The 22,791-nt window shown below is 56.6% G+C and carries 20 protein-coding genes; 12 read left to right on the top strand and 8 right to left on the bottom strand.

Annotation, left to right across the window (positions count from 1 at the left end; all coding sequences use genetic code 11):
* Nucleotides 1-71 precede the first annotated feature (71 nt).
* The 5 genes from ABLO27_RS09865 to ABLO27_RS09885 all read left to right on the top strand — a co-directional run bounded on the left by ABLO27_RS09865 (nucleotide 72) and on the right by ABLO27_RS09885 (nucleotide 4,333).
* Complete coding sequence (locus ABLO27_RS09865; RefSeq protein ID WP_353032464.1) at nucleotides 72-272, top strand: hypothetical protein; 201 nt, start codon at nucleotides 72-74, stop codon at nucleotides 270-272.
* Between the two features lie 179 nt (nucleotides 273-451).
* A complete protein-coding gene (locus ABLO27_RS09870) occupies nucleotides 452-835 on the top strand; it encodes a VOC family protein (RefSeq protein WP_353032466.1) in 384 nt (127 codons plus the stop codon).
* A gap of 57 nt (nucleotides 836-892) precedes the next feature.
* Nucleotides 893-1,300: an MAPEG family protein gene (locus ABLO27_RS09875; protein WP_353032467.1), complete on the top strand. Its 408-nt coding sequence runs from the start codon at nucleotides 893-895 to the stop codon at nucleotides 1,298-1,300.
* Nucleotides 1,301-1,627: 327 nt separating this feature from the next.
* Entirely contained in the window at nucleotides 1,628-2,089 is a 462-nt protein-coding gene (locus ABLO27_RS09880) for a (2Fe-2S)-binding protein (RefSeq protein ID WP_353032468.1), read from the top strand.
* 15 nt (nucleotides 2,090-2,104) lie between these two features.
* On the top strand, nucleotides 2,105-4,333 hold the full coding sequence (locus ABLO27_RS09885; RefSeq protein ID WP_353032470.1) for a xanthine dehydrogenase family protein molybdopterin-binding subunit: 2,229 nt from the start codon (nucleotides 2,105-2,107) through the stop codon (nucleotides 4,331-4,333).
* Nucleotides 4,334-4,465: 132 nt separating this feature from the next.
* On the opposite strand, the gene ABLO27_RS09890 is transcribed toward ABLO27_RS09885, so the two are convergent.
* The 5 genes from ABLO27_RS09890 to cysG form a co-directional block, all read right to left on the bottom strand.
* Nucleotides 4,466-4,999, bottom strand: a complete 534-nt coding sequence (locus tag ABLO27_RS09890; RefSeq protein ID WP_353032471.1) for a DUF934 domain-containing protein — start codon at nucleotides 4,997-4,999, stop codon at nucleotides 4,466-4,468.
* A 33-nt stretch (nucleotides 5,000-5,032) separates the two neighbouring features.
* Entirely contained in the window at nucleotides 5,033-5,794 is a 762-nt protein-coding gene (locus ABLO27_RS09895) for a phosphoadenylyl-sulfate reductase (protein ID WP_353032472.1), read from the bottom strand.
* On the bottom strand, nucleotides 5,781-7,439 hold the full coding sequence (locus ABLO27_RS09900; protein ID WP_353032473.1) for a nitrite/sulfite reductase: 1,659 nt from the start codon (nucleotides 7,437-7,439) through the stop codon (nucleotides 5,781-5,783). The genes ABLO27_RS09895 and ABLO27_RS09900 overlap by 14 nt, the downstream gene beginning before the upstream one ends.
* 74 nt (nucleotides 7,440-7,513) lie before the next feature.
* The gene (locus ABLO27_RS09905; RefSeq protein WP_353032475.1) at nucleotides 7,514-7,813 is read right to left on the bottom strand and encodes a DUF2849 domain-containing protein; all 300 of its coding nucleotides are present in this window, start codon (nucleotides 7,811-7,813) and stop codon (nucleotides 7,514-7,516) included.
* A 21-nt stretch (nucleotides 7,814-7,834) separates the two neighbouring features.
* On the bottom strand, nucleotides 7,835-9,298 hold the full coding sequence (gene cysG / locus ABLO27_RS09910) for a siroheme synthase CysG (RefSeq protein ID WP_353032477.1): 1,464 nt from the start codon (nucleotides 9,296-9,298) through the stop codon (nucleotides 7,835-7,837).
* A gap of 457 nt (nucleotides 9,299-9,755) precedes the next feature.
* On the opposite strand from cysG, the gene ABLO27_RS09915 reads away from it, so the two are divergent.
* The 3 genes from ABLO27_RS09915 (at nucleotide 9,756) to ABLO27_RS09925 (ending at nucleotide 14,492) form a co-directional block, all read left to right on the top strand.
* Nucleotides 9,756-12,584 carry an autotransporter domain-containing protein gene (locus ABLO27_RS09915; protein ID WP_353032479.1) on the top strand — a complete coding sequence of 943 codons (2,829 nt, stop codon included), beginning with the start codon at nucleotides 9,756-9,758 and terminating at the stop codon, nucleotides 12,582-12,584.
* Nucleotides 12,585-12,771: 187 nt separating this feature from the next.
* The gene (locus ABLO27_RS09920; protein ID WP_353032481.1) at nucleotides 12,772-13,272 is read left to right on the top strand and encodes an invasion associated locus B family protein; all 501 of its coding nucleotides are present in this window, start codon (nucleotides 12,772-12,774) and stop codon (nucleotides 13,270-13,272) included.
* A gap of 128 nt (nucleotides 13,273-13,400) precedes the next feature.
* Nucleotides 13,401-14,492: a hypothetical protein gene (locus ABLO27_RS09925; protein WP_353032483.1), complete on the top strand. Its 1,092-nt coding sequence runs from the start codon at nucleotides 13,401-13,403 to the stop codon at nucleotides 14,490-14,492.
* A gap of 291 nt (nucleotides 14,493-14,783) precedes the next feature.
* On the opposite strand, the gene ABLO27_RS09930 is transcribed toward ABLO27_RS09925, so the two are convergent.
* Nucleotides 14,784-15,047 (bottom strand): hypothetical protein, encoded by a 264-nt coding sequence (locus ABLO27_RS09930; RefSeq protein WP_353032484.1) that lies wholly within the window; start codon nucleotides 15,045-15,047, stop codon nucleotides 14,784-14,786.
* 282 nt (nucleotides 15,048-15,329) lie between these two features.
* On the bottom strand, nucleotides 15,330-16,496 hold the full coding sequence (locus tag ABLO27_RS09935) for an acetyl-CoA acetyltransferase (RefSeq protein WP_353032486.1): 1,167 nt from the start codon (nucleotides 16,494-16,496) through the stop codon (nucleotides 15,330-15,332).
* Nucleotides 16,497-17,051: 555 nt separating this feature from the next.
* Between ABLO27_RS09935 and ABLO27_RS09940 the strand changes: the two genes are divergently transcribed.
* Nucleotides 17,052-18,722, top strand: a complete 1,671-nt coding sequence (locus ABLO27_RS09940) for an alpha-glucosidase (RefSeq protein ID WP_353032488.1) — start codon at nucleotides 17,052-17,054, stop codon at nucleotides 18,720-18,722.
* 84 nt (nucleotides 18,723-18,806) lie between these two features.
* Nucleotides 18,807-19,595, top strand: a complete 789-nt coding sequence (locus tag ABLO27_RS09945; protein WP_353032489.1) for a glycosyltransferase family 2 protein — start codon at nucleotides 18,807-18,809, stop codon at nucleotides 19,593-19,595.
* Here the strand turns inward: ABLO27_RS09945 and ABLO27_RS09950 are convergent.
* Complete coding sequence (locus ABLO27_RS09950) at nucleotides 19,592-20,788, bottom strand: HD domain-containing phosphohydrolase (RefSeq protein WP_353032491.1); 1,197 nt, start codon at nucleotides 20,786-20,788, stop codon at nucleotides 19,592-19,594. The genes ABLO27_RS09945 and ABLO27_RS09950 overlap by 4 nt on opposite strands.
* Before the next feature lie 188 nt (nucleotides 20,789-20,976).
* On the opposite strand from ABLO27_RS09950, the gene ABLO27_RS09955 reads away from it, so the two are divergent.
* Nucleotides 20,977-22,200: a TIGR03862 family flavoprotein gene (locus ABLO27_RS09955; protein WP_353032493.1), complete on the top strand. Its 1,224-nt coding sequence runs from the start codon at nucleotides 20,977-20,979 to the stop codon at nucleotides 22,198-22,200.
* Nucleotides 22,197-22,658, top strand: a complete 462-nt coding sequence (locus tag ABLO27_RS09960; protein WP_353032495.1) for a YaiI/YqxD family protein — start codon at nucleotides 22,197-22,199, stop codon at nucleotides 22,656-22,658. Before ABLO27_RS09955 ends, ABLO27_RS09960 begins: the two co-directional genes overlap by 4 nt.
* Nucleotides 22,659-22,791 lie beyond the last annotated feature (133 nt).

Consider the following 22,791-nt stretch of genomic DNA (forward strand, 5'->3'; position numbering starts at 1 on the left):
CGCTCTAGTGCGATATCGAACGCATGCAGCTTTTGCATGCAGCGATGACAGCTAGTTGAGTGGATATTGTCATGAATTTTCGAGGCTCGATCGTTTCCGTCATCATGCTGGCAGCACTTCTGGGACTGGCCGTATTGATGTTCAATGTGCCGGTTGGTGTCGAACCGAAGACTTTTGGAGCCTGGGCGTTCGGCGCCATCCTGGTGTTCGGCGTTGTGAATTTGTTTCTCGTTCTTCTGGACAGCCGGCGAGACCAGAACGACAAGAAATAGTCAGCCCGGCTTTGGAAGCAGCAAGTTCAATCCAAAGCCTGAGCGCCTGAACCTGCCAGCGCTGCCGCTTTTTGGCTTTTTCAAAAAATTTTCCTGCCCCTGTCGGATTTGCCGATCCTGTCACGTCCTCTGATCACCTGGGCCCTCCAGGCGATACTTCAGACATGAGGATGAAAGAGATGAGCAATCCAATGCAAACCCATGGTGCCTTCAGCTGGATGGAACTGCACAGCGGTGACGGGTCCAAGGCCAAGGATTTTTACACCAGCCTGCTTGGTTGGGGTACGGAAGAAATGGAGATGCCGGGCATGAGCTACACAGTGATTGCCAATGGCGAAGAAAAGATCGGAGGCTTTCCGCCGATGGCGGCAGAAACGCCGCGCTGGTTGCCATATGTCACGGTCGATGACGTGGATGCCCGCATCGAAAAGGCGAAATCACTCGGCGCGACCATTGCTAGTGAGCCGATGAGCATTCCGGGTGTTGGCCGCATGGCGACGCTCATTGATCCGGTTGGTGGTGTCATCGCGCTGATTGCCTATGAAGCGCCTGCCACCGAGTGATCTTTTCCGGCAGGCCGGTTTTCGACCGGCCTCCGTCCCTTTCCCGGAGAAATAGATATGGAATATGTTTCCTCACTTCCCGTAACCCTTGTGTTCATAGCGCTGTTTGCCCTGCTTCAGATCCCGATGACAATAGTTGTCGGCCTTCGGCGCGTTCAAACCGACACGCACTTCCTGGACGGAGGCGACCAAACTCTTCTAAAGCGCATGCGCGCGCACGGAAACTTCACCGAGACAGTGCCCATTTCCCTCCTAGCCATGGCGGCGGCCGAAATCGCAGGCGCACCGCACCTGCTGCTGTGGGCCGGTGGCTGCGCGCTGCTGCTGGGCCGCCTGATGCACTATGGAACGCTCGTGAATTCAGGTTTCGGGAACGGCCGGGCAATCGGCATGATCTTCACAATGACGCCGATGCTGATATTTCCCGGATACATCCTTTTGACCTTTGCCGGACTGAACTTCTGACCGGACACCACAATCTGGTCTGAACATCCCTGCCCGGACCGATTACCAGGTGTCCTTCAGTCCCTACGCTGCCTCCTGGCGTCAGCGTGGGGCTTTTGTCAGGTCTGAAGCACTCAGGCCAATCCCAGCCAGTTACCTTCGAATTGTTCCGTCATGTCCTGCGAGCATTTTGGCGTGCTTTGCGAGTGTGGTTGCCTGGCCCTGTCTTTACCTATGAGCCAAACGGAGAGGTTTTTGCTCCGCAATGGCATATCATGGCTAAGCCTGACACGTGCCGGAGCGCCTCTAACTATTGAGATCCAAACGCCAGCAACAGGAACTGCAAGCATGAAACTCAAGGTGGACGGTCAAATCCGGGAAGTGGATGTAGAACCGGACATGCCGCTTCTATGGGTTCTGAGAGATGAGCTCGACATCAAGGGCGTCAAATACGGCTGCGGCGTTGCGGCGTGCGGTGCTTGCACCGTGCATCTCGACGGAGTTGCCGTTCGTTCCTGTCAGACCCTTGCAGAGGATGTCGGTGAAGCCGAGGTGACGACCATTCACGGCCTTGGCACCCCCGATGCGGTTCACGCAGTGCAAAAGGCATGGATCGACCACCAAGTGGCCCAGTGCGGATACTGCCAGTCCGGCCAGATCATGCAGGCCGCCAGCCTGCTTGCGGAAAACCCCAACCCAACGGACGAAGAAATTGCCGAAGCCATGTCAGGCAACCTTTGCCGATGCGGAACCTTCCCGCGTATCCGGGAAGCGATCAAATCCGCATCCCTGGCAATGAAGGGAGCATAGGTCATGGGAAAGGTGATGAAATATACCCGCCGTGCCTTTCTGGTCGGAGCCGCCGCCGTCGCCGGTGGGGTCGCCTTCGGCTATTATCAGGTACAAAAGCCGCATGCGAACCCCCTGCTGAATGACAAGAGCGAAGGCGAAGCGGTTTTCAATCCCTGGGTCAAGATTGACAGGGACGGAATTACCCTGATCACGCCACATTCCGACGTCGGGCAGGGCGCAACCTCCATGCAGGCGGCCCTGATCGCAGAGGAACTGGATGTCGACTTTGGTCAGTTCACGACTGACTTCGGGGCCCCCAGCCCTGCCTACTACAACACGGCGCTTGCCGCCGAAGGCGCACCGTTCATGTCGACGGATGAAAGCTTCACGGCCGAAACCATGCGGGCTGTGATGGGCGGCGTCATCAAACTGATGGGAATGCAGGTGACCGGAGGATCAAGCTCAGTTCCCGACTCGATTGACAAACTCCGCAGGGCCGGTGCCGTCGCCAGGGAAACCTTGAAACTGGCCGCCTCGAAAAAATCGGGAATTCCAGTTACTAGACTCACCACGAAAAGTGGCGCTGTGGTTTTGCCGGACGGAACGGGCATCTCCTATACCGATCTTGCGGCAGATGCTGCCGATCTGGAACCGGTCAATGACGTCGCACTGCGCGATCCATCTGAATGGCGTTTGATCGGCAAGGACATCAAACGGCTGGATATTGTCGCCAAGTCCACCGGCACTCAAGTCTATGGCATCGACCTGGAAATCCCGGACATGGTGCATGCAACGCTCGTGCTGAACCCGCGTCAGGGCGGAAAACTGAACGGGTTTGATGCCAGCGAAGCCGAAAAGATGCGCGGCGTTAAGTCCATCGTTCCGGTTACCGGCGGTGTCGCGGTGGTGGCAGACAACACCTGGCGTGCCATTCAGGCGGCGCGCGCCATCGAATTTGACTGGGGACCTGCACCCTACCCGGCCGAAATGGACGGCCACTGGAAGTTACTGAGCGACAGTTTCACAGAGGACAGCCTGGACAGCGAATGGCGCAATGACGGCGATGTGGAAGCCAATCTCGGCGCCGCACCTACGACGGCTGAGTATCGCGCCCCTTACGTGGCGCATGCGCCGCTCGAGCCGCTCAGTGCAATCGTCAGGGTCACCGATGATGCCGCAGAGGCCTGGGTCGCTACTCAGATGCCACGCTTCGTCCAGACCAACGTGGCCCTGATTGCGGGACTGGAGCCTGAGCAGGTCACCATTCACAACCAATATGCCGGCGGCAGCTTCGGACATCGCCTTGAAGACGAGAATGTCAAGCGGGCGACTGAAATCGCTCTGACGATGAAAGGAATACCGGTCAAACTCACTTATTCACGTGAGGAAGACTTCGCCCACGATTATCCGCGCCAGATCGCAATGGCGCGAATGAAAGGGGCAATCAAGGACGGCAAGGTGGATGCCTATGACCTTGAAATCGCTTCGCCGTCGGCAGCTCAGTCCCAGCTCTCCCGGCAACCGATCGACATGCCCGCAAGCGCCGACAAGCAGCTTGCCGCCGGTGCCTGGAACCTGCCATTTGCGATCCCCAATTTCCGCATGCGGGCTTATCGCGCCCAGGGTCTCGCGCCAACCAGCTCCTGGCGTTCCGTAGGAGCCTCCACCAATGGGTTCTTTGCCGATGGTTTCCTGGACGAGCTCATTCACGAGGCCGGAGCGGACCCGCTGGAAGAACGTATCCGCCTGGCAAATGACGATGTTGCCCGCAAGGTCCTGGAAGCCGTCGGAGAAATGTCCGGCTGGGGCAGCGACCTCGGGCCAGACCGGGGCCGGGGCGTTGCGTTCGTCTCGTCATTTGGCGTGCCCGTTGCCGAAGTCGTCGAAGTCACCAACACCGACAGCGGCATACGGATCGACCGGGTATTCGTTGCCGCCGATGTTGGACGTATCGTTGATCCGATCATGTTCGACAACATGGTCAAAGGCGGCGTTGTATGGGGCCTCGGTCATGCAATGAATTGCGAGATTACCTATTCCGCCGGCATGGCAGAACAGGAAAACTTCTGGGACCACGAAGGCATGCGGTTCAATCAATGTCCGGAAATCATCGTCAAAGGCCTGGAAAATTCCAACAAGATCCGCGGCATCGGCGAGCCGCCGGTTCCGCCGGCTGCTCCGGCACTGGCCAATGCGATCTTCGCGGCAACCGGGAAGCGCCTGCGCGAAATGCCATTCAACAAGTTCGTTGATTTCGTCTGAAGACAAAAAACCGGCCACAATGACTTGTGGCCGGTTTGAAGAACAACGCCAGCAAGAGCCGCGGGGACGCTCTGCGTTTGTCTCGCCAACTGTTCAGCAGTAGCGCTACTTCATCACAAAGCAGCTGGATTCTTACTCGGCAGCAACCGCAATGTCGCGATGCGAGCGGCGGGCCCAGGGACGGGTTCCGACCGGGATCTCGTCCACGGTGCCGACCGGCTGCAAGTACTTGGTAACTTCCGGCCATTCGCCTGCCTTCAACGCCTTCAGGACTTCCGGCTTGGAAATCTCGAAGGAGGAAACGCCGCAACGGCGGGCAAGCGGAACCTGATCAAGGATGTATTTTCCGGCTGCGCGGATGTCACCTTCATAACCGATCTGCTCGCGCAGAACGCGGGCAGCGGAAAATCCGCGACCGTCGGCAAAGCTTGGGAAGTCGACCGCAACATAGGCCAGGCGGCTCAGGAACGGCTGAAGCAGCTCGACATTGTCGCCCGCTTCGACGAGAATTGCCGTCCGGCCATCCCGAGCCAGATATCCATCGGCACTTTCCAGAAACAGGGTTTGTGGAACCAGGGCATCGCCTTCCACCGCAACACCAGTTTCGGCATCAGCGCGGGCCCAGTTTTCTTCGACGAATTCGCCGTCCTTGTAGATCGTTGTCATTCTTGCGTCCTCGATATCCGGTTCAGGCAGCGGTCAGATACCGCTGCCGTCGATTTCCTTGCCGTGGGTGGGCCAGTGAATGCCGCACTCGGTTTTTTCCTGTCCGCGCCACCGACCCGATCGCGGATCTTCGCCTGGTGCGACCTTGTCGGTGCAGGGCATGCAGCCAATGGAGGGGTAACCCTGGGCGACCAGTGGATGCGGCGGCAGATCATGGGCCTGGGCATAATCCAGGATTTCAGCTGCCGTCCAGTCCGCCAGCGGATTGACCTTTACCCGGCCCGCATCAAGTTCGAAATGTTCCAGGCTCGACCGTGATGCACTCTGGAAGCGCTTGCGTCCGGAAATCCAGGCTTCAAAGCCTGAAAGAGCCCGCTCCAGCGGCACCACTTTGCGGATGTGACAGCAGGCGTCCGTGTCGCTCATCCAGAGCATGCCGGCCGGATCCTGCTCGTCCAGGTCCTCTTTCGTCGGCTTGAAGGTGCGAACATCGGTCAGACCAAGCTTGTTCACCAGCTCATCACGATAAAGCAGCGTCGCGGGGAACAGCTTTACCGTGTCGATGAACAGCACCGGTGTCGACGGATCGATCTGAGACACCATGTGCAATAAAACGGCCGAATCCGCACCAAAGCTCGAGACCATGGCAATGTCTCCGGCAAACTGATGCCGGATCGCGCCCATCAGGATTTCCTGAGCGGATTGATCCTCAAACTGTGCATTCAAGGCGGCAATTTCCGCCTGAAGGCCTAGTTCCGGATCAACGCCCAGACTGAATGTCTCATGCAGCGCCATAAAGGGCCTCCTTGAAGGGCGCCTCCCCAACCCGGCGATATGCCTCCAGGAAGGTTTCCTCTTTTCCTGACCGCAAGCCGAGATAAGTATCGACCAGCGTTTCGATGGCATCGATCACCTGTTCGGAGGAGAAACCCCGTCCGACGATCTCGCCAATGGATGCGTTTTCGTTGGCCGAGCCACCCAGCGTCACCTGGTAGAATTCCTCGCCCTTTTTCTCCAGGCCGAGAATGCCGATGTGTCCGACATGGTGGTGGCCACAGGCGTTGATGCAGCCGGAAATCTTGATCTTCAGCTCACCGATTTCCGCCTGGCGTTCCGCAGTCCCGAAGCGTTCGGAAATGCGCTGAGCGACCGGAATGGAGCGGGCCGTTGCCAGGGCGCAATAATCCATGCCCGGGCAGGCGATAATGTCGGTGATGAGACCGGCATTGCCTTCGGCAATCTCTGCCTCGACCAGCTTGTCGAAGAGTGCCGGCAGATCATCGAGCTTCACATGCGGCAGGATGACATTCTGCTCGTGGCTGATGCGCAGCTCATCGTGGCCGTATTGCTCGGCCAGATCAGCGATCACATCCATCTGGTCGTCGGACGCGTCACCCGGAATGCCACCGATCGGCTTCATGGAAAGCGTCACGGACGTGTATCCCGGTACCCGGTGGGGGTTGAGGTTATGTGCCAGGAACTGGGCAAAGGCAGCATCCTTGCCCCGGCGTGCCTCAACGGCTTCGGACGTGGCGGACCCGACTTCGAGTGGCGGCGGGGCGAAGTAGGCCTCGATGCGGCGAACCTCTTCATCCGGCAGGCGCAGAACACCGTAGCGGATCTTTTCGAATTCCGCTTCGATGTCCGCCTTCAGTTCTTCCAGGCCGGTTTCGTGCACAAGTATCTTGATGCGCGCCTTGTATTTGTTATCGCGGCGGCCATAGCGGTTGTAAACGCGCAGGATTGCTTCGGAATAGGCAAGGAGGTCCTCTTCCGGCAGGAAGTCACGCACTTTGCGGCCGATCATCGGCGTGCGGCCCAAACCACCACCAACAAAAACCTCAAAGCCGATTTCTCCGTCTTCACCACGGGTCAGCTGCAGGCCGATATCGTGGACCTGTACGGCTGCGCGATCGTTCGGAGCGCCCGTGATGGCGATCTTGAACTTGCGCGGCAGGAACGAAAACTCCGGATGCAGCGAAGACCACTGGCGCAGGATTTCCGCATAAGGGCGCGGGTCTGCAATCTCGTCGGCAGCAGCGCCGGCGAAGTGGTCAGCTGTCACGTTTCTGATGCAGTTGCCCGAAGTCTGGATGGCGTGCATTTCAACTTCAGCCAGCTCTTCCAGGATCTTCGGCGTGTCTTCCAGCTTCGGCCAGTTGAACTGGATGTTCTGGCGCGTGGTGAAGTGACCGTAGCCCTTGTCATACGTGCGGGCGATATGAGCCAGCTTGCGCATCTGGCGGCCATTCAGCGTGCCATAAGGAATGGCGACACGCAGCATGTAGGCGTGAAGCTGCAGATAAAGACCGTTCATCAAACGCAGCGGCTTGAACTCATCTTCGCTGAGTTCACCGGCCAACCGGCGGCGGACCTGGTCCTTGAACTGTTCAGTGCGCTGATTGACAAAACTCGCGTCAAATTCGTCGTAACGGTACATTCTTCTCTCCTCGTAAGGCGCTGCCGTCGGTATCTTTGCGAAGATCCAGGCGCTGCCCTTCGTTCCTGTGTTGCTTAGGCGGATACCGCCTGGGCCTGCTTGCCAAAATTCGGGTGGGTGGTCGGCCCTGCGGCGCGGATGCGCTCACGCAGGCGAACCGGAATGATGACGCCGTCTTCGACGGTGACGTCCATTTCATAGACGCCAACGACTTCCTGGTTCTTTTCGGCATTTGCGCCAATCTCCAGGCCTTCGGCGACGGCATCCTTGCCTTCGAAGGTTCTGGCAAGCGTGACACGCTCAACCCAGGTGTCGTTTTCTCCGAGCCAGACAACATCGCCGTTCAGCAGGCGGTTGGCGGTTATGACTTTCATCGCGTCTACTCTCTATTTGCGTCAGGCGACTGCAGCCCGGGCAGCCTCAACCGGCGCCAGGGGCTCAGCATTGTTCAAGGCGGCATGGCCGACGGCCTCACCGATCACGATCAGAACCGGACCATCGATCTCCGTACGATCGGACAGGACCGCGAGTTCGGAAATGGTTCCGGCGAATTGGCGTTCATCCGGGTGAGCGGCGTTCTCGATCACCGCAACCGGGGTTTCAGGCTTCATGCCGGCACCGATCATGCGCGCGGCAACGGAAGCGGCAACGGACCGGCCCATGTACACGGCAACGGTCGCACCTTTCAGCGCCAGCCCTGCCCAGTCCGGCAAGGTTTCGGATTTGGCGTTGTGTCCGGTCGCGAAAACCAGGTTGGAAGCAACTCCGCGAAGGGTGAGAGGGATCTGAGCCGAAGCTGCCGCGGCGAAGGCTGCTGTAACGCCGGGGACAATTTCAAAACCGATTCCACCTTCGCGGAGTGCTTCCATTTCCTCTGCGGCCCGGCCGAAGATCATTGGATCACCGGCTTTCAGACGCACAACTTTCAAGCCTTTCCTGCCCAGCTCGACGAGGAGCTGGCAGATTTCCGATTGCGGCACCGAATGCGCGCCCTTGCGCTTGCCGACGTAGATACGCTCCGCATCCCGGCGCCCCATGGCTACCACATCAGCGGGAACCAGAGCGTCATGAACGATGACATCAGCTTCCTGCAACAGGCGCTGCGCACGAAGAGTCAGCAGATCTTCAGCGCCAGGACCGGCACCCACCAGCCAGACAAAACCGGGTTCATCGGCCATGCTGTTCAAAAGGCGTTGCGCCTCAGAGCGTGCCTTACCGGATTTGCCGGCATAAAGATTGGCGGCAACGGCTCCGGAGAAGAAACGCGCCCAGAAGTTCCGGCGAAGCGCACCATCAGTGATCATTCTGGTCGCAGCATCACGGAAATTTTCCGCAAGACGGGCCAGTTCACCTGTAGCGCGCGGCAGCATCGCCTCAATGCGGGCGCGGATATGACGGGAAAGAACCGGACCGACGCCGGTGGAAGTGATCGCGACGGCAATCGGAGCTCTGTTCACAAGCGCACCGGTATAGAAGTCGCACAGTTCCGGCTTGTCGACCGCGTTTACCGGCACGCCGGCGGCTCGGGCCGCATCGACAACTTCCTTGTCGAGCTCCCAATCTTCGCGCGCGGAAAAGACAAGCGCGGCTTCGGCGAGGTGCTCTGAACGGAAATCTTCGGAAACAAGCTCGGCCTCAAAGAGCTCAATCGCGACTTGAAGATCCGGCTCGATTTCACGGGAGACAACAACGATCGTGGCGTTGGTTTCACCAAGCAGGCGAACCTTCGCCGCCGCTTCCGCACCATGGCCGACAACCAGAACCCGCCGCCCGGCAACTTTCATGAATGCAGGAAACACGTCGAGCCGGGACTCCGGCTTTTTCAGTGTTTTTGCAATGTCGCCACGGCTTCCAGCCATCTGAAGGGTCTCCAATCCCAGTTTGATGGCCTTAATGTAATGGGCAGCTGCCCCCAGCGCCGGGCACCGGATTTCAAAGCTTGGCGCAGAAGCGGAATAGTTTTTTCCAAATCGCCTGTTCCGCGACCAAGGCTTCATAAACCGTCAGGATGGATTGCGGACGATCTTCTTGGCGAGTAAGCGGTTGTGTCTCTTTTGACACACCCAAATTGCAAATTTATCCAATCAGTCAAAAATAGTGAATAATACGTAATTCAGAAGGGTGAGCGCCATTGACTTGCATGGATTCGCAATGATGAATTTACCAATCAAGCTGTTCTGATTCTTGCTGTTTTTTCATTAGTCCCTTCGCTCAGACATAACGATAAAAATACATTCTGTTCCGAAATCTTATTGATGGAATTTCAGCATTTCTAAATTTGGGGGATTATTCGTGTATTTTCGCGACAGGAGACGTTTGTTTTCTACATGCTCTGTACTTGCAATCGCTGGCAGTATTTTTCCTAGCACACAGGCACATGCTACAAACACGCTCATCTTGCAGGGAGACTACATAAAAGTCGGGATAAGCGACAATGGCAGTCTGGGTGTCGGGGGCAATACTACACCCGGCATCCAGTTCGACGGCTCTGGAACAGGAACATTCAATGATTCTGAAGACTACCTGACACCTGGGTCGCCATTTTACGGCTTCACGGTTGAATACGACGCCGGCGCAGGCAGCCAGACAATTCAATCGAACAACGCCAGCGCTTTTGGTTCGCTGACTGGAACTCTCACCGATTACAGTGGTGTCAAATACAACGGTGCGACATACGACAACCGTGCGGTTTATGAGTACACATCCACAGATCTGAATTTGTCTCAAGATGTCTACTTTGAGGAAAACGGCAAGCAACTGAACTTCTCAGTGTCGCTCACTGCAAATGTCGATCTTACGGATGTCTATTACGGCGTCTACACGGACCCCGATGTCTACGCAGCAGCCGGTGACAGTTCTATAACCGACAATTTCGTTAAGGAGATTGATGGCTACCAGGTCGCGTACGCGCAGGCGCTCGCATCGAAGTATGTCATCGGCTTTGCGACCAACGACGACGATGCAAAAGCTGGTATCACAAGTCCCTGGAGCACCTCGGCGCAAGACTATTACAATGGTGGCAACCAAGGTGCGGAGCACAAAGGCGATGACGCAATCGGTCTTGGTTTTAACTTGAACTCTGTTTCCAGCGGAACCACCAAGACGGTCAAATACAGTGTTATCTTCGGCACCGACATTGAGGATGCAGTTACGAGCGGTCTGACCCCGAACATCGACACCGGTCAATCCTCATATTCAACCCAAGATCTGGCAGATTCCAACGTGAACCCGGTCTTTGAAGGCGGGAAGCTTGCTGTTTCCGATGATGGTGTGGTCATGAATGACTTCACAATCAACGATGCTGGTGGAACATTGGACAATTCGGGCAACACGGTTGCCTTCGGAGGAAGCTTCACAAGCGGAGAAACTGGTACTGGCTCGTTCACGTTTTCCGGCTCAGGAACAACGACGCTGGCTAACAGCACTAACAGTATCTCCGGTGGTGTGAATCTTGATCAAGGAACATTGAATCTCGGTGCCGGCGCCAATTTGAACGTTGGGACAAATAAACTTCAAATCCAGAATGGCGCCAAGCTATCCGGCTCTGGAAGCGTGACTGGCGACATCAACGTTTCAGGCACCATCGCGCCGGGAAGTTCCCCCGGGACGATGACCGTAGCAGGTTCAGTCACGTCGACCGATACAACCATTTTACAAGAAGAAATTGACGGTTATGGCACTGGAACTGGTGCGGGTAACTACGATCGTCTTGTTCTGACCGGATCGAGCAGCGTCTATACCGCAGATGGCACTCTCGAAATTTCGCTGAGAGGGATATCTGGATCGGCCAACAACAACTTCACACCTATCGTCGGCGATGCATTCGAGATCGTGGCTGCCGAGGGCGGGATAACAGGTGGCTATGATACGGTAACTCAACCGACATCCGGGCTTTCTGACGGTACACGCTTTGACGTCGTGTATTCAGAAAATGCCGTCACCTTGTATGTCACGCCGGATAGCTACGGGTCGTCCGCTGTCACGACGAATGGAAACGCAAGTGCCGCCGGTACAGCACTTGACTCAGTCCGCTCTGAGAGCGGCGCTTCAAGCGGCAATTCGGATCAGGATGCGTTGTTTACGGGTCTTGTAGGGCTTGGTGCAGACAGCGTTGACACCGCTCTTGAGCAAACTTCAGCAGGTTTACACGCAAATCTGATCGCAGCTGCGCGACAGGCTGGCAACCTGGTGAGACAGGGAAGTCTTGCACGTGCAAAGGACGCTGTTTTCAGCCAAGCCAATTCTGTGGCCGTTGACATTGCAACTCACGGCAATCTGGAAAACACCCAAACCGCCAATCGCGTCTGGTTGGAAAGTGCCGGCCAGATCAGTTTTGTCGGTGACGACGGTGTGTCCGAAGGATATCGGAACAATGCAGCTGCAATTTTTGGCGGCTACGACCTGTTGCTCATGTCACATTTTGCTGCCGGGGCTGGCGCTGGTTATTCCTCGTCAGACGTTTCAACTTCTTCGATCGGGAGTGGTCATACGGACTCGTTCCACGCATTCACCTATGCGGGCTATGCCAGAGACGGGGCTTATGTTTCAGCACTGTTCGGAGCGTCCTACGATACAGAAGACAGTGACAGAAGTGTTTCTTTGTCCACGGGATCAGCAACTGCATCCGGTGAGACCGAGGGATATACAATCTATGCCGATGTTGAAGCAGGCTATCGCGTCGACGTCTACCAGGCTGAAACCAGCAGCGCGTATGTCTTGCCCTTTGCCGGCCTAGCGATGGATACACAACATCGGAACAGCTACACAGAAACCGGCGACAATTCCGTAACAGTCTCGGCCAACGACTACGATGGCTTTACAGGTCAATCACGCCTTGGACTGACAATTGGTACCGATTTCAACCTTTCGTCCGACACAGGCGGAAACTCCAAAATAAGCCTGTCAGCAAGTGCCGCTTGGCTACATGGTTTTGGAGATGGCTGGATACCAGGCGTCACCAACTCGTTGCACAACACGTCCTGGACCGCCTCTGCAGCTGATCCCGGTTCGGATGCATTCGAAGGCCGGCTGGACTTGAGTCTGGCGATGAATGAAAACGTTTCGGCGTTCGTTTCCGGAAGTTACATCGGTAGCGAGAACAGCGACAACGGCAGAGTGATGGGTGGTTTGAGCATCACCTGGTGACATTCGTTGTTTCAAGTGGAGGCGCCTTGGAAACTGAGGCGTCTCCACTTTTACTCTTCTCCGCCAGCATCAAAACAAGCCCATCTGAGTTCACCACCCAAAGAAGTTGCAGCTGCTGGATGACGAACTCAGACCAACAATGTATGTGTGACACCGGACGCGCGACTCACTAAAGAAATCAGAAAACATGTTCTCTTTGAAAAAGATCCTCGTTCTAGCAACCGTCATTGGCCTTCCGGCCGCCTCGCCTTCGGCGATGGCGCAGGAGGCCAATCAGGCCGAGTTCTGGCAGACGCGCTGTGCCGGTCCTTCCAGATCGGCCGAAGCACTGATCTGTGAAACGAGCCAGAGTGTTCGCGTGAAGGAAAGCGGACAGCTGCTCTTCAAGGTCGATATCATCTATCCTGCCAACAAAGGCGCACCCGTCTTCCAGATGCAGGCACCGCTCGGTTTCTATCTACCGGGTAAGGTGAAGCTTGCCGTGGATGGTACACCGCTGAGCGAACTGGATGTGGGCACCTGTGATCAGCGCGGCTGCTTTTTGTCCGCCGAAGCGACAACCGGCATGATCGATGCCATGAAAGCCGGGGCGCAGTTGCAGATCGACTTTGCACCGGCGGCAGACCGGCGGCAATCCATCAATGTTCCGCTGTCGGGTTTCAGCCGCGCGATGGCCGCGATTCAATAAGCCAGTTTGGCAGGCACAGACCTGCCAGCGGCGCGCCCCTCCTTGATGCCGTTACGTAATTCGCTTAGCCTTTCTAATCGAATGGCGAAGATGTGCGATTGCGTCCGCCATGGCATCAGGGGGGAGTGATGCGACTTCTTCATTATCTGACTGCGGCCCTGCTGTTCGTCGCAAGCTGTGCCGGACAGGCGAGCGCTACCGTTGTGGAAACCTTCCGGCTGGGTGGCTGGAGCGGCAGTGCATTCACCGACGACCAGAGCGGCCTGTTCACCACCTGCGTTGCCTCTGCGAGTTATCGCAGCGGCATCACGCTTTATGTGCAGGTGGACACCCAGTACAGCTGGGCTCTCGGTTTTTCTTCGCCGGACTGGAACATGGAAGTGGGAGCAGACATTCCGCTTCAATACCGGATTGACAGGGACGAATGGCAAAAGGGTGTTGCCAAGGCAACTTCCAAGGAACTCGCCCGCATGCAAATGCCTCAGGGCGGTTACATCATCACCCGCTTCCGCCGTGGTCAGGTTCTTTATGTCTTCGACGGCACCAATAATTACGAATTTCGCCTGACCGGCACCTCCAGGCTGATGAAACGTCTGGCCGATTGCGTTGACAAGAATGCCGCCCGCTATGGCGCAGCACCCGGAATGGCCGACGCTGAGCAGGGAGAGGCCACCAGCGGCCTTGGACAAACCAAACCAGAAGAAAACAAGCCGGCGACCCCTTCACCCGACGAAGCGCAACTTGCCATCGAGGCGACACAGGCTCTGTTCAATCTGATGGGCGGTGCGGGTATTTCAGGACTGAAGCTCACACCTGACGGTCAGCGAGAGGGCGATCTCAACGGACTGCATGCTGTTGCAGCAGACAAGTCCCGCACCCTTGTGACCCATATCTTTGCACCGGGCACCTATACAAGCGAAGGAGACTTGATGTCGATCATCATCGGCGATTCCCAGAAAGCCTGCGAAGAAGGCAATTTTTCTTCCGGAACCAAGCGCATCGCCGAAGGCGGCAAGGAGATTTACACGAGCTACGCCAATTGCGAGGCGGGAGACTTTCAGCTGAAAGAACGCGTGGCCTTCATCAAACGCAAAGCAGGCGGGATTTTCGTCTATGGCGTTGCCGACACGTATGTCGGCGAAGGCGGAGGCAACCCGATTTCACCACCGGATCTGACGGATGACGCGTTTTATTCGGCTGCAGCGGAGGCTGCTGATTGAGGTTTGATCGTCGACGGACTGCCCTCCCCTCCATTCCGATGATCGAAATGAGACAGCTGTATCAACATCTTGTCTTCCCTGCGAAGGCAGGGATCCAGTAGTCGTTGAACTACTTTTGTGCTCATTCGCCGACCACACGGTCTACTGGATCCCGGCTCGCGCTGCGCTTGGCCGGGATGACAAACTGGGGCATCGGCTGGCTGCGAGTGCCTTACAGTGTCACTTAGGGCGGCACTGAAATTTCCGGAGAAGTTTACACAAAAGCGACGCTACAGAACGTCAATAGGGAAATTAATTGAGTACGGGTGCCAAGAACATGACACCGGTCAATCCAGCCAGACCTACTGTCCAAACATCAAAAATGAGCATTGGCCGCCGCTGGATAGCAGGAAAAATCAAAAAAGATACTGAATTAGGAATTATCCACGCAGCAGGTCCACCGGCAAGTTTCTTGAGCTGGCATCTAACCGCCCACCCCGAATAAAACGCAATACAGGAGAACATGACGCTGAACGCCGAATAGTCAGGCATAAGCGCCATCGCAAATGCAGCCATTACTGAGAATACTCCGCCAAAAAACCTGAAGGCAAGCTCAATAACTTCGTCTTTCCTCGGCAACCTTTTCCAGGAGCAGACTGGTGGCAGTCTCAGGCACACAAAGACCATTAAGATAAGATACGAAAACGCCGAGGAAAAAAGTGCCACCTAGACTAATACCGCTTTACTCATAACTGTCCGTTCAAAAAGCAGGAGCGCACAAGACCAAATAATAAAGGCCGGCAAAATGCCGACCTTTGGCCTTTCAAAGATTTAGCGCGGTTGCGTCCGGAAACAACCTTACTTCATCGCCTGCATCACAGAGACGAAGTTGGCGACTGCCGCGCCGCCCATGTTGAAGATACCGCCGATTTCGGCGTTCTTCACCTGGATGTCTCCCGCCGTGCCGGTGAGCTGCATCGCGGTCAGCACGTGCATGGAAACGCCGGTTGCGCCGATCGGGTGACCCTTGGCTTTGAGGCCGCCAGACGGGTTCACCGGCAATCTGCCGCCCATCTCGGTCCAGCCTTCCAGAACGGCCCGTGCCCCCTCACCTTCAGGTGTCAGACCCATTGCTTCATATTCGATCAGTTCGGCAATGGTGAAACAATCGTGGGTCTCGACAAAGGACAGGTCCTCCAGCGCCAGATTGGCGTCGCCCAGAGCCTCACCCCAGGCCCTTGAACAGCCTTCGAACTTCAGGATGTCGCGTTTGGACATTGGCAGGAAATCCTGGACATGCGCCATGCCGCGGAATGCCACGGCCTTTTTCATGCCAAGCGCCGTTGCCGGATCGGTCAGCACAAGTGCAGCCGCACCATCGGACACGAGCGAGCAGTCGGTGCGTTTCAGAGGACCGGCGACGAACGGGTTCTTTTCGCTTTCTGCGCGGCAGAATTCAAAGCCCAGATCCTTTCGCATCTGCGCATATGGGTTGTTGACACCGTTCTTGTGGTTCTTGGCCGCGATCTTGGCCAGCGCATCGGACTGATCGCCGAATTTCTGGAAGTAGGCGTCGGCAATCTTGCCGAAGACACCTGCGAAGCCTGCCGGAATATCGCCTTCTTCCTTCAGATAGGAGGCTTTCAGCAGGTTCTTGCCGATTTCGGGTCCCGGCGTGGTGGTCATCTGCTCAACCCCGACAACGAGGACGAAGCGCGCATCGCCGGAGGAAATCGCGCGAACTCCCTGGTGCACGGCCGCCGAACCGGTCGCACAAGCGTTTTCAACACGCGTTGCGGGCTTGAACCGCAGTGCCGGGTCAGCCTGCAGTACAAGAGAGGCCGTAAAATCCTGGGCCGAGAAACCTGCATTGAAATGGCCGAGCAGGATCTCATCGACATCTTCCGGCGCAATTCCGGCGTCGTGGATGGCGTCAACCGCCACCTTGACGATCATGCTCTCAACAGTTTCTTCCGCATGCTTGCCGAAGGGCATATGCGCCCATCCCACCATGGCTGCCGTCATGACAATTCCTCCAGGTTCTTTCTGTTAAGGTGGCGGTTGGAAGCTACGGATCCAAGCCTGCGCCAGAAATTGCAGGGTCCACCTTAGGGAAACTCAGCTGAGCCAGACAGTCCCAAGATCCATGCTGCTTTGCAAGAAGAAATTGACCTAAACGTCACTATTTTTTATTTAGATAATATATTTCAGATATTTATGCGAAGTCATAATCTCCACCAAGACATTTTTCTTCCGCATTGCACACTGTTTTAAAATCGATCCAGACGTTTTTTCCTTGCTTAAGAATTCGTTCACATGGCTGTCATTCAGCCAGTTTATAGAGGCCTCGTTCCGGACAAAATCCTTCTTTGGCAATTTTCATCTGCTCCACCGGTCCTGCGCTGCGGGACCGGTTTTTGCTTTTGCCACCTGACTTTATGCCGAGATCCGAACGTTTTCCCGCAAAGCTTCACACGACTTTTTACCCCAAGTCTCTTGACCGGACGATCCGCGGCATATAGCCATTCAAAGCGCTTTGAATTACAAACTCCCGCCTTAGAAGCGGAACGGAGACCGGCAATGTTCGAAGAAGCCGAAACGGGCCAGGAGGCCGACATGCCAGCAAACATCATCAAGGACCCGGACTGGTGGCGCGGTGCGGTGATCTACCAGATCTATCCGCGCTCGTTTAACGACACCAATGGTGACGGCATCGGCGACCTGAATGGCGTGACGGAACGCATGGACTACATCGCTTCGCTCGGTGTAGATGCCATCTGGCTGTCCCCGTTCTTCACCTCGCCGATGGACGATTTCGGCTATGACGTTTCGGATTACGAAGATGTCGATCCGATGTTCGGCACGCTTGCCGATTTTGACCGGATGACCTCGGCTGCTCACAAGCGCGGCTTGAAAGTCATGATCGATCTGGTGATCTCCCACACGTCGGATCAGCACCCCTGGTTCAAGGAAAGCCGCTCCTCCAAGGACAATGCGAAGGCCGACTGGTATGTCTGGGCCGACGCCAAGCCGGACGGTACACCTCCGACAAACTGGCTCTCAATTTTCGGCGGACCGGCCTGGGAATGGGACAGCCGCCGCTGCCAGTATTACATGCACAACTTCCTGACCAGCCAGCCGGACTTGAACTTCCACAATGCGGAAGTTCAAAGTGCCGTTCTTTCCGCTGCCAGGTTCTGGCTGGACCGCGGTGTCGACGGGTTCCGCCTGGACACGGTGAATTTCTATTTCCACGACGCCGAATTCAGGGACAACCCGCCACTCAGCGCCGATGAAATGCCGTCTACGGTGGACCCGACAAATCCGTATGGCTATCAGGACCACATCTACGACAAGACCCGGCCTGAAAATCTGGAATTCCTGGAAAAATTCCGCGCGCTTCTCGACAAATACCCGGGAGCGACCTCCGTGGGTGAGATCGGAGCGGACGGCCAGGCCGTGGAGCTGACTGCTTCCTACACGGAAGAGAACAGGCGCATTCACATGGCCTACAGCTTCGACCTTCTGACACCTCAGCATTCGGCCCCCTATATCCGCCGGATCGTTGAGGAGATGAACGAGGGCATCGGCTCGGGCTGGGCCAGCTGGGCGCTGTCGAACCATGACGTCAACCGGGTGGGCAGCCGCTGGGGCGACGGTCTGGACCTTCAGAAATTTGCACCGCTTGAAACGGCGCTTTGCGCCTCCTTACGCGGAACGCCCTGTCTCTATCAGGGAGAGGAACTCGGCCTGACACAGGCGGACGTTCCCTTTGAAAAGCTGCAGGACCCTTACGGCATCCGGTTCTGGCCGGAATACAAGGGCCGCGACGGCTGCCGCACGCCAATGCCCTGGGTCAAGGACAATGCCCATGCAGGTTTTTCTGAGGAAGATCCCTGGCTACCTGTCGCACCGGAGCATCGCGAGCAAGCAGCCTTTGAACAGGACAAGGACCCAAACTCCATCCTGAACCGCAACAGGGCGTTTTATGCATGGCGGCAGAACCATGTCCCTATGAAGAAGGGCGACATGACGTTCATCGACAGCCCCGGGGAGACCCTCGTCTTCACCCGCAGTCACAAGGGTGAAACGGTGTTGTGCGCCTTCAACCTCGCAAACACCGAGGAAACAATCACACTGTCCGGCCTCCAGCTGGAAAACCTCAACGCACCGGGGTTCTCCGGGTCCATTGACGGATCCACGATTTCGCTCGGCGGTCTCGATGCGGCCTTCGCGCGGGTCCTGTCCTGAACTCTTTGCTTCAAAACCTCTCCCGGCGCGGCTAAAAAGACGCGCCGGGTTCTTCCGGTCAAATTGCAACGAGCCGGAATTTTCATGACCACTCCCCTGCCTCTCTCAGTCTTCATTATTGCGAAGGACGAAGCCGACCGGATTTCCCGTCCGATCGAGAGCGTCAGCGGCTGGGTCGATGAGATCATTGTCATTGACAGCGGCTCGAGCGACGACACTGTTGCAGTCGCCGAAAAACTCGGAGCAAAGGTCGTTCGCAACGACTGGCCGGGTTACGGACCCCAAAAGCGGTTCGGTGAAGATCAATGCCGCAACGACTGGCTGCTCAATCTGGATGCGGATGAAGAAGTCACGCCTGAACTGGCAGCTGAAATCCAGGCGAAATTTGCTGACGGAAGCTACATGCAGGCTGATGGCTGGCGCATCATGATCCGCGATATGTATGCTCACGAGGATGCACCCGCAGCCTGGGCGTACGGCTATCACCAGATCCGCCTCTACGATCGGAACAAAGGCCGTTTCTCAGACTCCATCGTTCATGACACCGTACGCCCGCAGGACGATGCAAAGCTCGCCAACCTTTCCGGCATCATGGCGCACCGCTCGATCCGCTCGCTTAATTTTCAGGTCGGCAAGTACAACCGCTATTCCGGCATGCAGGTGGAGGAAATGCGCGCACGTGGCAGGAAACTGCCCCGTATCCGCCTACTGATGGAGTTTCCGGTGAGCTTCTTCAAAGCCTACTTTGTGCGCAAGTATCGCAAGTATGGCTGGTGGGGCTTCATTCTGTCCATGAACTACGCCCATGCCAGGTTCTTGCGGGTTGCCAAGGCTTATGAGGCGGAATTGCTGGACAAGACAGAAAAGCCCTAGGTTTCCGCCTCGGCCAACGCATCCTCCAACACCGCATGCCGCTCCACCCGGATCGGCTGACGCACGCCGGTGGTGTGATGGAAATGTTCCAGCCGGCGGATCGTGGTTGGTGTGAGCGTATGTCCGCGCGACAGGACCAGCTCATGACTGTTTTCGGTCAGGACATCATCGATCAGGTTGTCGCCGGGCTGGAGTGAGCGAATGTAACACTCGTAGACCGAACCCTTTTTTTCTTCCGGAATGTCATCGAGCAGAATGTCCCGAGCCATTGCCAGAAGTCTTGGATCATACTTACGGCTGTTGATGGAGAGCGCCTCGAACGCTGCTGCATCCGGTCCGCTTTCCGGGCTTGCATACCAGAGATCTGTCAAAAGCTTGAGAATGCGCGAGATCATCGGGATCTCTTCGCCAACCGGACCGTCCTTCGGAAAACCCGAGCCGTCAAATCCACGGGCCGACAGGTAGAGGTGTTCCGATACCTTTTCCAGTTGAGGAATATTCTGCAAGAGCTCCCGTGTCTGCGCGGGGGCCCGGTCGAGCACGTCTCTCTCCTGCTCTGTCAGGCTACGGGCTGCACGATAGCGGGCCAGGATCTGTTTGGGCAGCAGCGCTTCGCCGAGCGGCGACAACATTACCGCCATTTCCAGTTCCCAGGTCTTCTTCATGTCGAGCTGGTTTGCCAGACGCAGCGCTTGCTTGCGAACTGTTCCGGTCCTCCGGAATGCTTCCGGATGGAAAAGCCCCAGCATATCGATCAAGAGTTTCACCGAACCGGCAAGGGTGCGCTCCAGCAAGGCCCGGTCCTTGGCGAGCTGGCGGTGATGGCCCAAGGCTGTTTCCAAGGCGGAGCTCAACTCCTCTGATTTGCAAGGTTTTTCCAAATAGAGGAAGGCGTGGCCTTCATTCAGAGTTTTCTTGATTGCCTCTGCAGACGTTTCCCTTGTCAGCATTACGCGCGCCGCTTGCGGCGCAATCGTTTCCGCGGTCCGCAGGAACGCCGTGCCGCCACGGCCAGGCAGATTGAAACAGGAGAAGATGACGGCAGCACCATGGTTCTGCTTCAGGAAAAGAAGTGCTTCTTCAGAGGCAGAAAAACTGGCGATTTCGTAGTGTTCGCCAAACAAGCGCTGAAACCCGGATTGAACATTTTCATCCGGGTCGACAACTACAATCAGGTCCGTGGTCTTTTCCATGCACGGCATCCTTTTCTTGCGCGGTCCAGCGGCGGCAAATTCCGACGGGCTGAACATCGCAAAGATCCTCTCATGAGACGGATAACAAATACTTGCCGTGCGCAGAGCCCATTGCTTGCCTCTACGGGAGCAGCAGCTGCCAGAAATCAATAGTGGTCATCCGCCTCACAGCTGCTCTATAAGGCGCCATGCTTGATGTCCTGATACTTGGTGCCGGTCCGGCCGGGTTGTTTGCTGCCGATCGTCTGGCGGCGCGTGGCTACTCTGTTGTGATCGCCGATCAGATGCCCTCGCCTGCCCGCAAGTTTTTGATGGCGGGTCGAGGCGGTCTCAATCTCACCCATAGCGAAGACCTGTCATCGTTTCTGACCCGCTATCGGGAGGCGGAAGGCTTTCTGGCTCCCTTGATCCGGGAGTTTCCGCCAGAGGCCCTCAGAGAGTGGTGCCACGAGCTTGGACAGGAAACTTTTATCGGCTCCAGCGGCCGGGTGTTCCCGAAGGCGATGAAAGCCTCGCCTCTGCTTCGTGCCTTACTGCGCCGGCTGGAAAAATCCGGTGCCGAGCTACGTACGCGCCAGAGGTTCACAGGCTTTTCTCAGGATGGCTTAAGTGTCCTGGAAACAGAGGATGGTCAGCAACTTTCCCAACCGGCAAAGACAGTAATGCTGGCGCTCGGCGGTGCCAGCTGGCCGAAACTCGGCTCAGACGCCGGTTGGGTAGCTGCCCTTGAGCAGCACGGCATTAAGATCAACAGGTTCCAGCCCGCAAATTGTGGCTTTCAGGTTACCTGGAGCCCGTTCCTGCGAGAGCGCTTTGCCGGATCGCCACTCAAGCGAATTGCTCTGAAACTGGGCGAAAGTTCCGTTCAGGGTGAGGCTCTGATTTCTGAAAAAGGCCTTGAAGGTGGAGCGGTCTACGCCTTGTCCGCCGAGATCCGCGAAACCATCAACGCAACAGGAGTTGCCGAGCTGCGCATCGACCTTCGCCCGTCGACGAGCGTAGAAGAGCTGACGCGCAAACTCTCCCGCCCGCGCGGAAAACAGTCCTTTGCAACATTCCTGAAAAAGACGCTCAAGCTACATTCCGTCGAACAGGCCCTCTTGAGAGAAACCGGGTCGTTTCCCGAGAACCCGGCTGCTCTTGCAATGTTGATCAAGTCCGTTCCGGTCAAATGCGCCGCTCCCTATCCGATCGACAGGGCGATATCATCCGCTGGCGGAATTACGCTTGATGAATTTGATGACAATCTCATGCTCAAGAAGCTGCCGGGTGTGTTTGCGGCAGGCGAAATGCTGGACTGGGAAGCACCGACCGGCGGATATCTTTTGCAGGCCTGCTTTGCCATGGGAAACCGGGCAGCAAACGGTATTGACGAATATCTGAAATCCACAATCGAAGGTCAGGCAGAATGACCGTACTTTACGTGGACGCGGACGCCTGTCCGGTGAAAAACGAAGCGGTTCGGGTGGGAGAACGCCACAACGTACCGATCAAATTTGTCTCCAACAGCTGGATGCGTCTGCCGGACGGCGACCTGATAGAGCGTGTCGTTGTACCGGAAGGGCCTGATGAGGCGGACAATTGGATCGCGGAGAGAGCGCAGTCGGGAGATGTGGTCATCACAGCCGACGTTCCGCTGGCAGCCCGATGCGTCAAAGCTGGCGCGCTCGTCATCGGTCCGACGGGCAAACCCTTTCGCGAAGATGGAATCGGCATGCGCCTTGCCATGCGCGACCTGAACACGCATCTACGCGAAATCGGTGAAATCCGGGAAGGCGGGCCGGCTTTCACCAAGAACGATCGCTCGCGGTTTCTCAATCAACTGGAAACAACGATGCGCGCGGCCAAGAGAATGACGAGTGGAAGCTGAACCGTTTCGCCGGCAGGCCCCGAGGCTGACTGAACTCCCGAAGAGCGATCTAACTGCGTTCGAGCATTCGCATTGCAAGGTTCAAACGAAAACGCCCTGCAAGGCGCGGGAGGCAGCACCTTGCAGGGAGTAG

Source organism: Roseibium sp. SCP15, assembly GCF_040329435.1.
In the GTDB taxonomy this organism is placed as follows: domain Bacteria; phylum Pseudomonadota; class Alphaproteobacteria; order Rhizobiales; family Stappiaceae; genus Roseibium.

Excerpts from the sequence above, each read along its gene's own strand:
- ABLO27_RS09865 (WP_353032464.1), top strand. The coding sequence starts at position 72 with ATGAATTTTCGAGGCTCGATCGTTTCCGTCATCATGCTGGCAGCACTT.
- ABLO27_RS09870 (WP_353032466.1), top strand. The coding sequence starts at position 452 with ATGAGCAATCCAATGCAAACCCATGGTGCCTTCAGCTGGATGGAACTG.
- ABLO27_RS09875 (WP_353032467.1), top strand. The coding sequence starts at position 893 with ATGGAATATGTTTCCTCACTTCCCGTAACCCTTGTGTTCATAGCGCTG.
- ABLO27_RS09880 (WP_353032468.1), top strand. The coding sequence starts at position 1,628 with ATGAAACTCAAGGTGGACGGTCAAATCCGGGAAGTGGATGTAGAACCG.
- ABLO27_RS09885 (WP_353032470.1), top strand. The coding sequence starts at position 2,105 with ATGAAATATACCCGCCGTGCCTTTCTGGTCGGAGCCGCCGCCGTCGCC.
- ABLO27_RS09890 (WP_353032471.1), bottom strand. The coding sequence starts at position 4,999 with ATGACAACGATCTACAAGGACGGCGAATTCGTCGAAGAAAACTGGGCC.
- ABLO27_RS09895 (WP_353032472.1), bottom strand. The coding sequence starts at position 5,794 with ATGGCGCTGCATGAGACATTCAGTCTGGGCGTTGATCCGGAACTAGGC.
- ABLO27_RS09900 (WP_353032473.1), bottom strand. The coding sequence starts at position 7,439 with ATGTACCGTTACGACGAATTTGACGCGAGTTTTGTCAATCAGCGCACT.
- ABLO27_RS09905 (WP_353032475.1), bottom strand. The coding sequence starts at position 7,813 with ATGAAAGTCATAACCGCCAACCGCCTGCTGAACGGCGATGTTGTCTGG.
- cysG (WP_353032477.1), bottom strand. The coding sequence starts at position 9,298 with ATGGCTGGAAGCCGTGGCGACATTGCAAAAACACTGAAAAAGCCGGAG.
- ABLO27_RS09920 (WP_353032481.1), top strand. The coding sequence starts at position 12,772 with ATGTTCTCTTTGAAAAAGATCCTCGTTCTAGCAACCGTCATTGGCCTT.
- ABLO27_RS09925 (WP_353032483.1), top strand. The coding sequence starts at position 13,401 with ATGCGACTTCTTCATTATCTGACTGCGGCCCTGCTGTTCGTCGCAAGC.
- ABLO27_RS09930 (WP_353032484.1), bottom strand. The coding sequence starts at position 15,047 with ATGGCTGCATTTGCGATGGCGCTTATGCCTGACTATTCGGCGTTCAGC.
- ABLO27_RS09935 (WP_353032486.1), bottom strand. The coding sequence starts at position 16,496 with ATGACGGCAGCCATGGTGGGATGGGCGCATATGCCCTTCGGCAAGCAT.
- ABLO27_RS09940 (WP_353032488.1), top strand. The coding sequence starts at position 17,052 with ATGTTCGAAGAAGCCGAAACGGGCCAGGAGGCCGACATGCCAGCAAAC.
- ABLO27_RS09945 (WP_353032489.1), top strand. The coding sequence starts at position 18,807 with ATGACCACTCCCCTGCCTCTCTCAGTCTTCATTATTGCGAAGGACGAA.
- ABLO27_RS09950 (WP_353032491.1), bottom strand. The coding sequence starts at position 20,788 with ATGGAAAAGACCACGGACCTGATTGTAGTTGTCGACCCGGATGAAAAT.
- ABLO27_RS09955 (WP_353032493.1), top strand. The coding sequence starts at position 20,977 with ATGCTTGATGTCCTGATACTTGGTGCCGGTCCGGCCGGGTTGTTTGCT.
- ABLO27_RS09960 (WP_353032495.1), top strand. The coding sequence starts at position 22,197 with ATGACCGTACTTTACGTGGACGCGGACGCCTGTCCGGTGAAAAACGAA.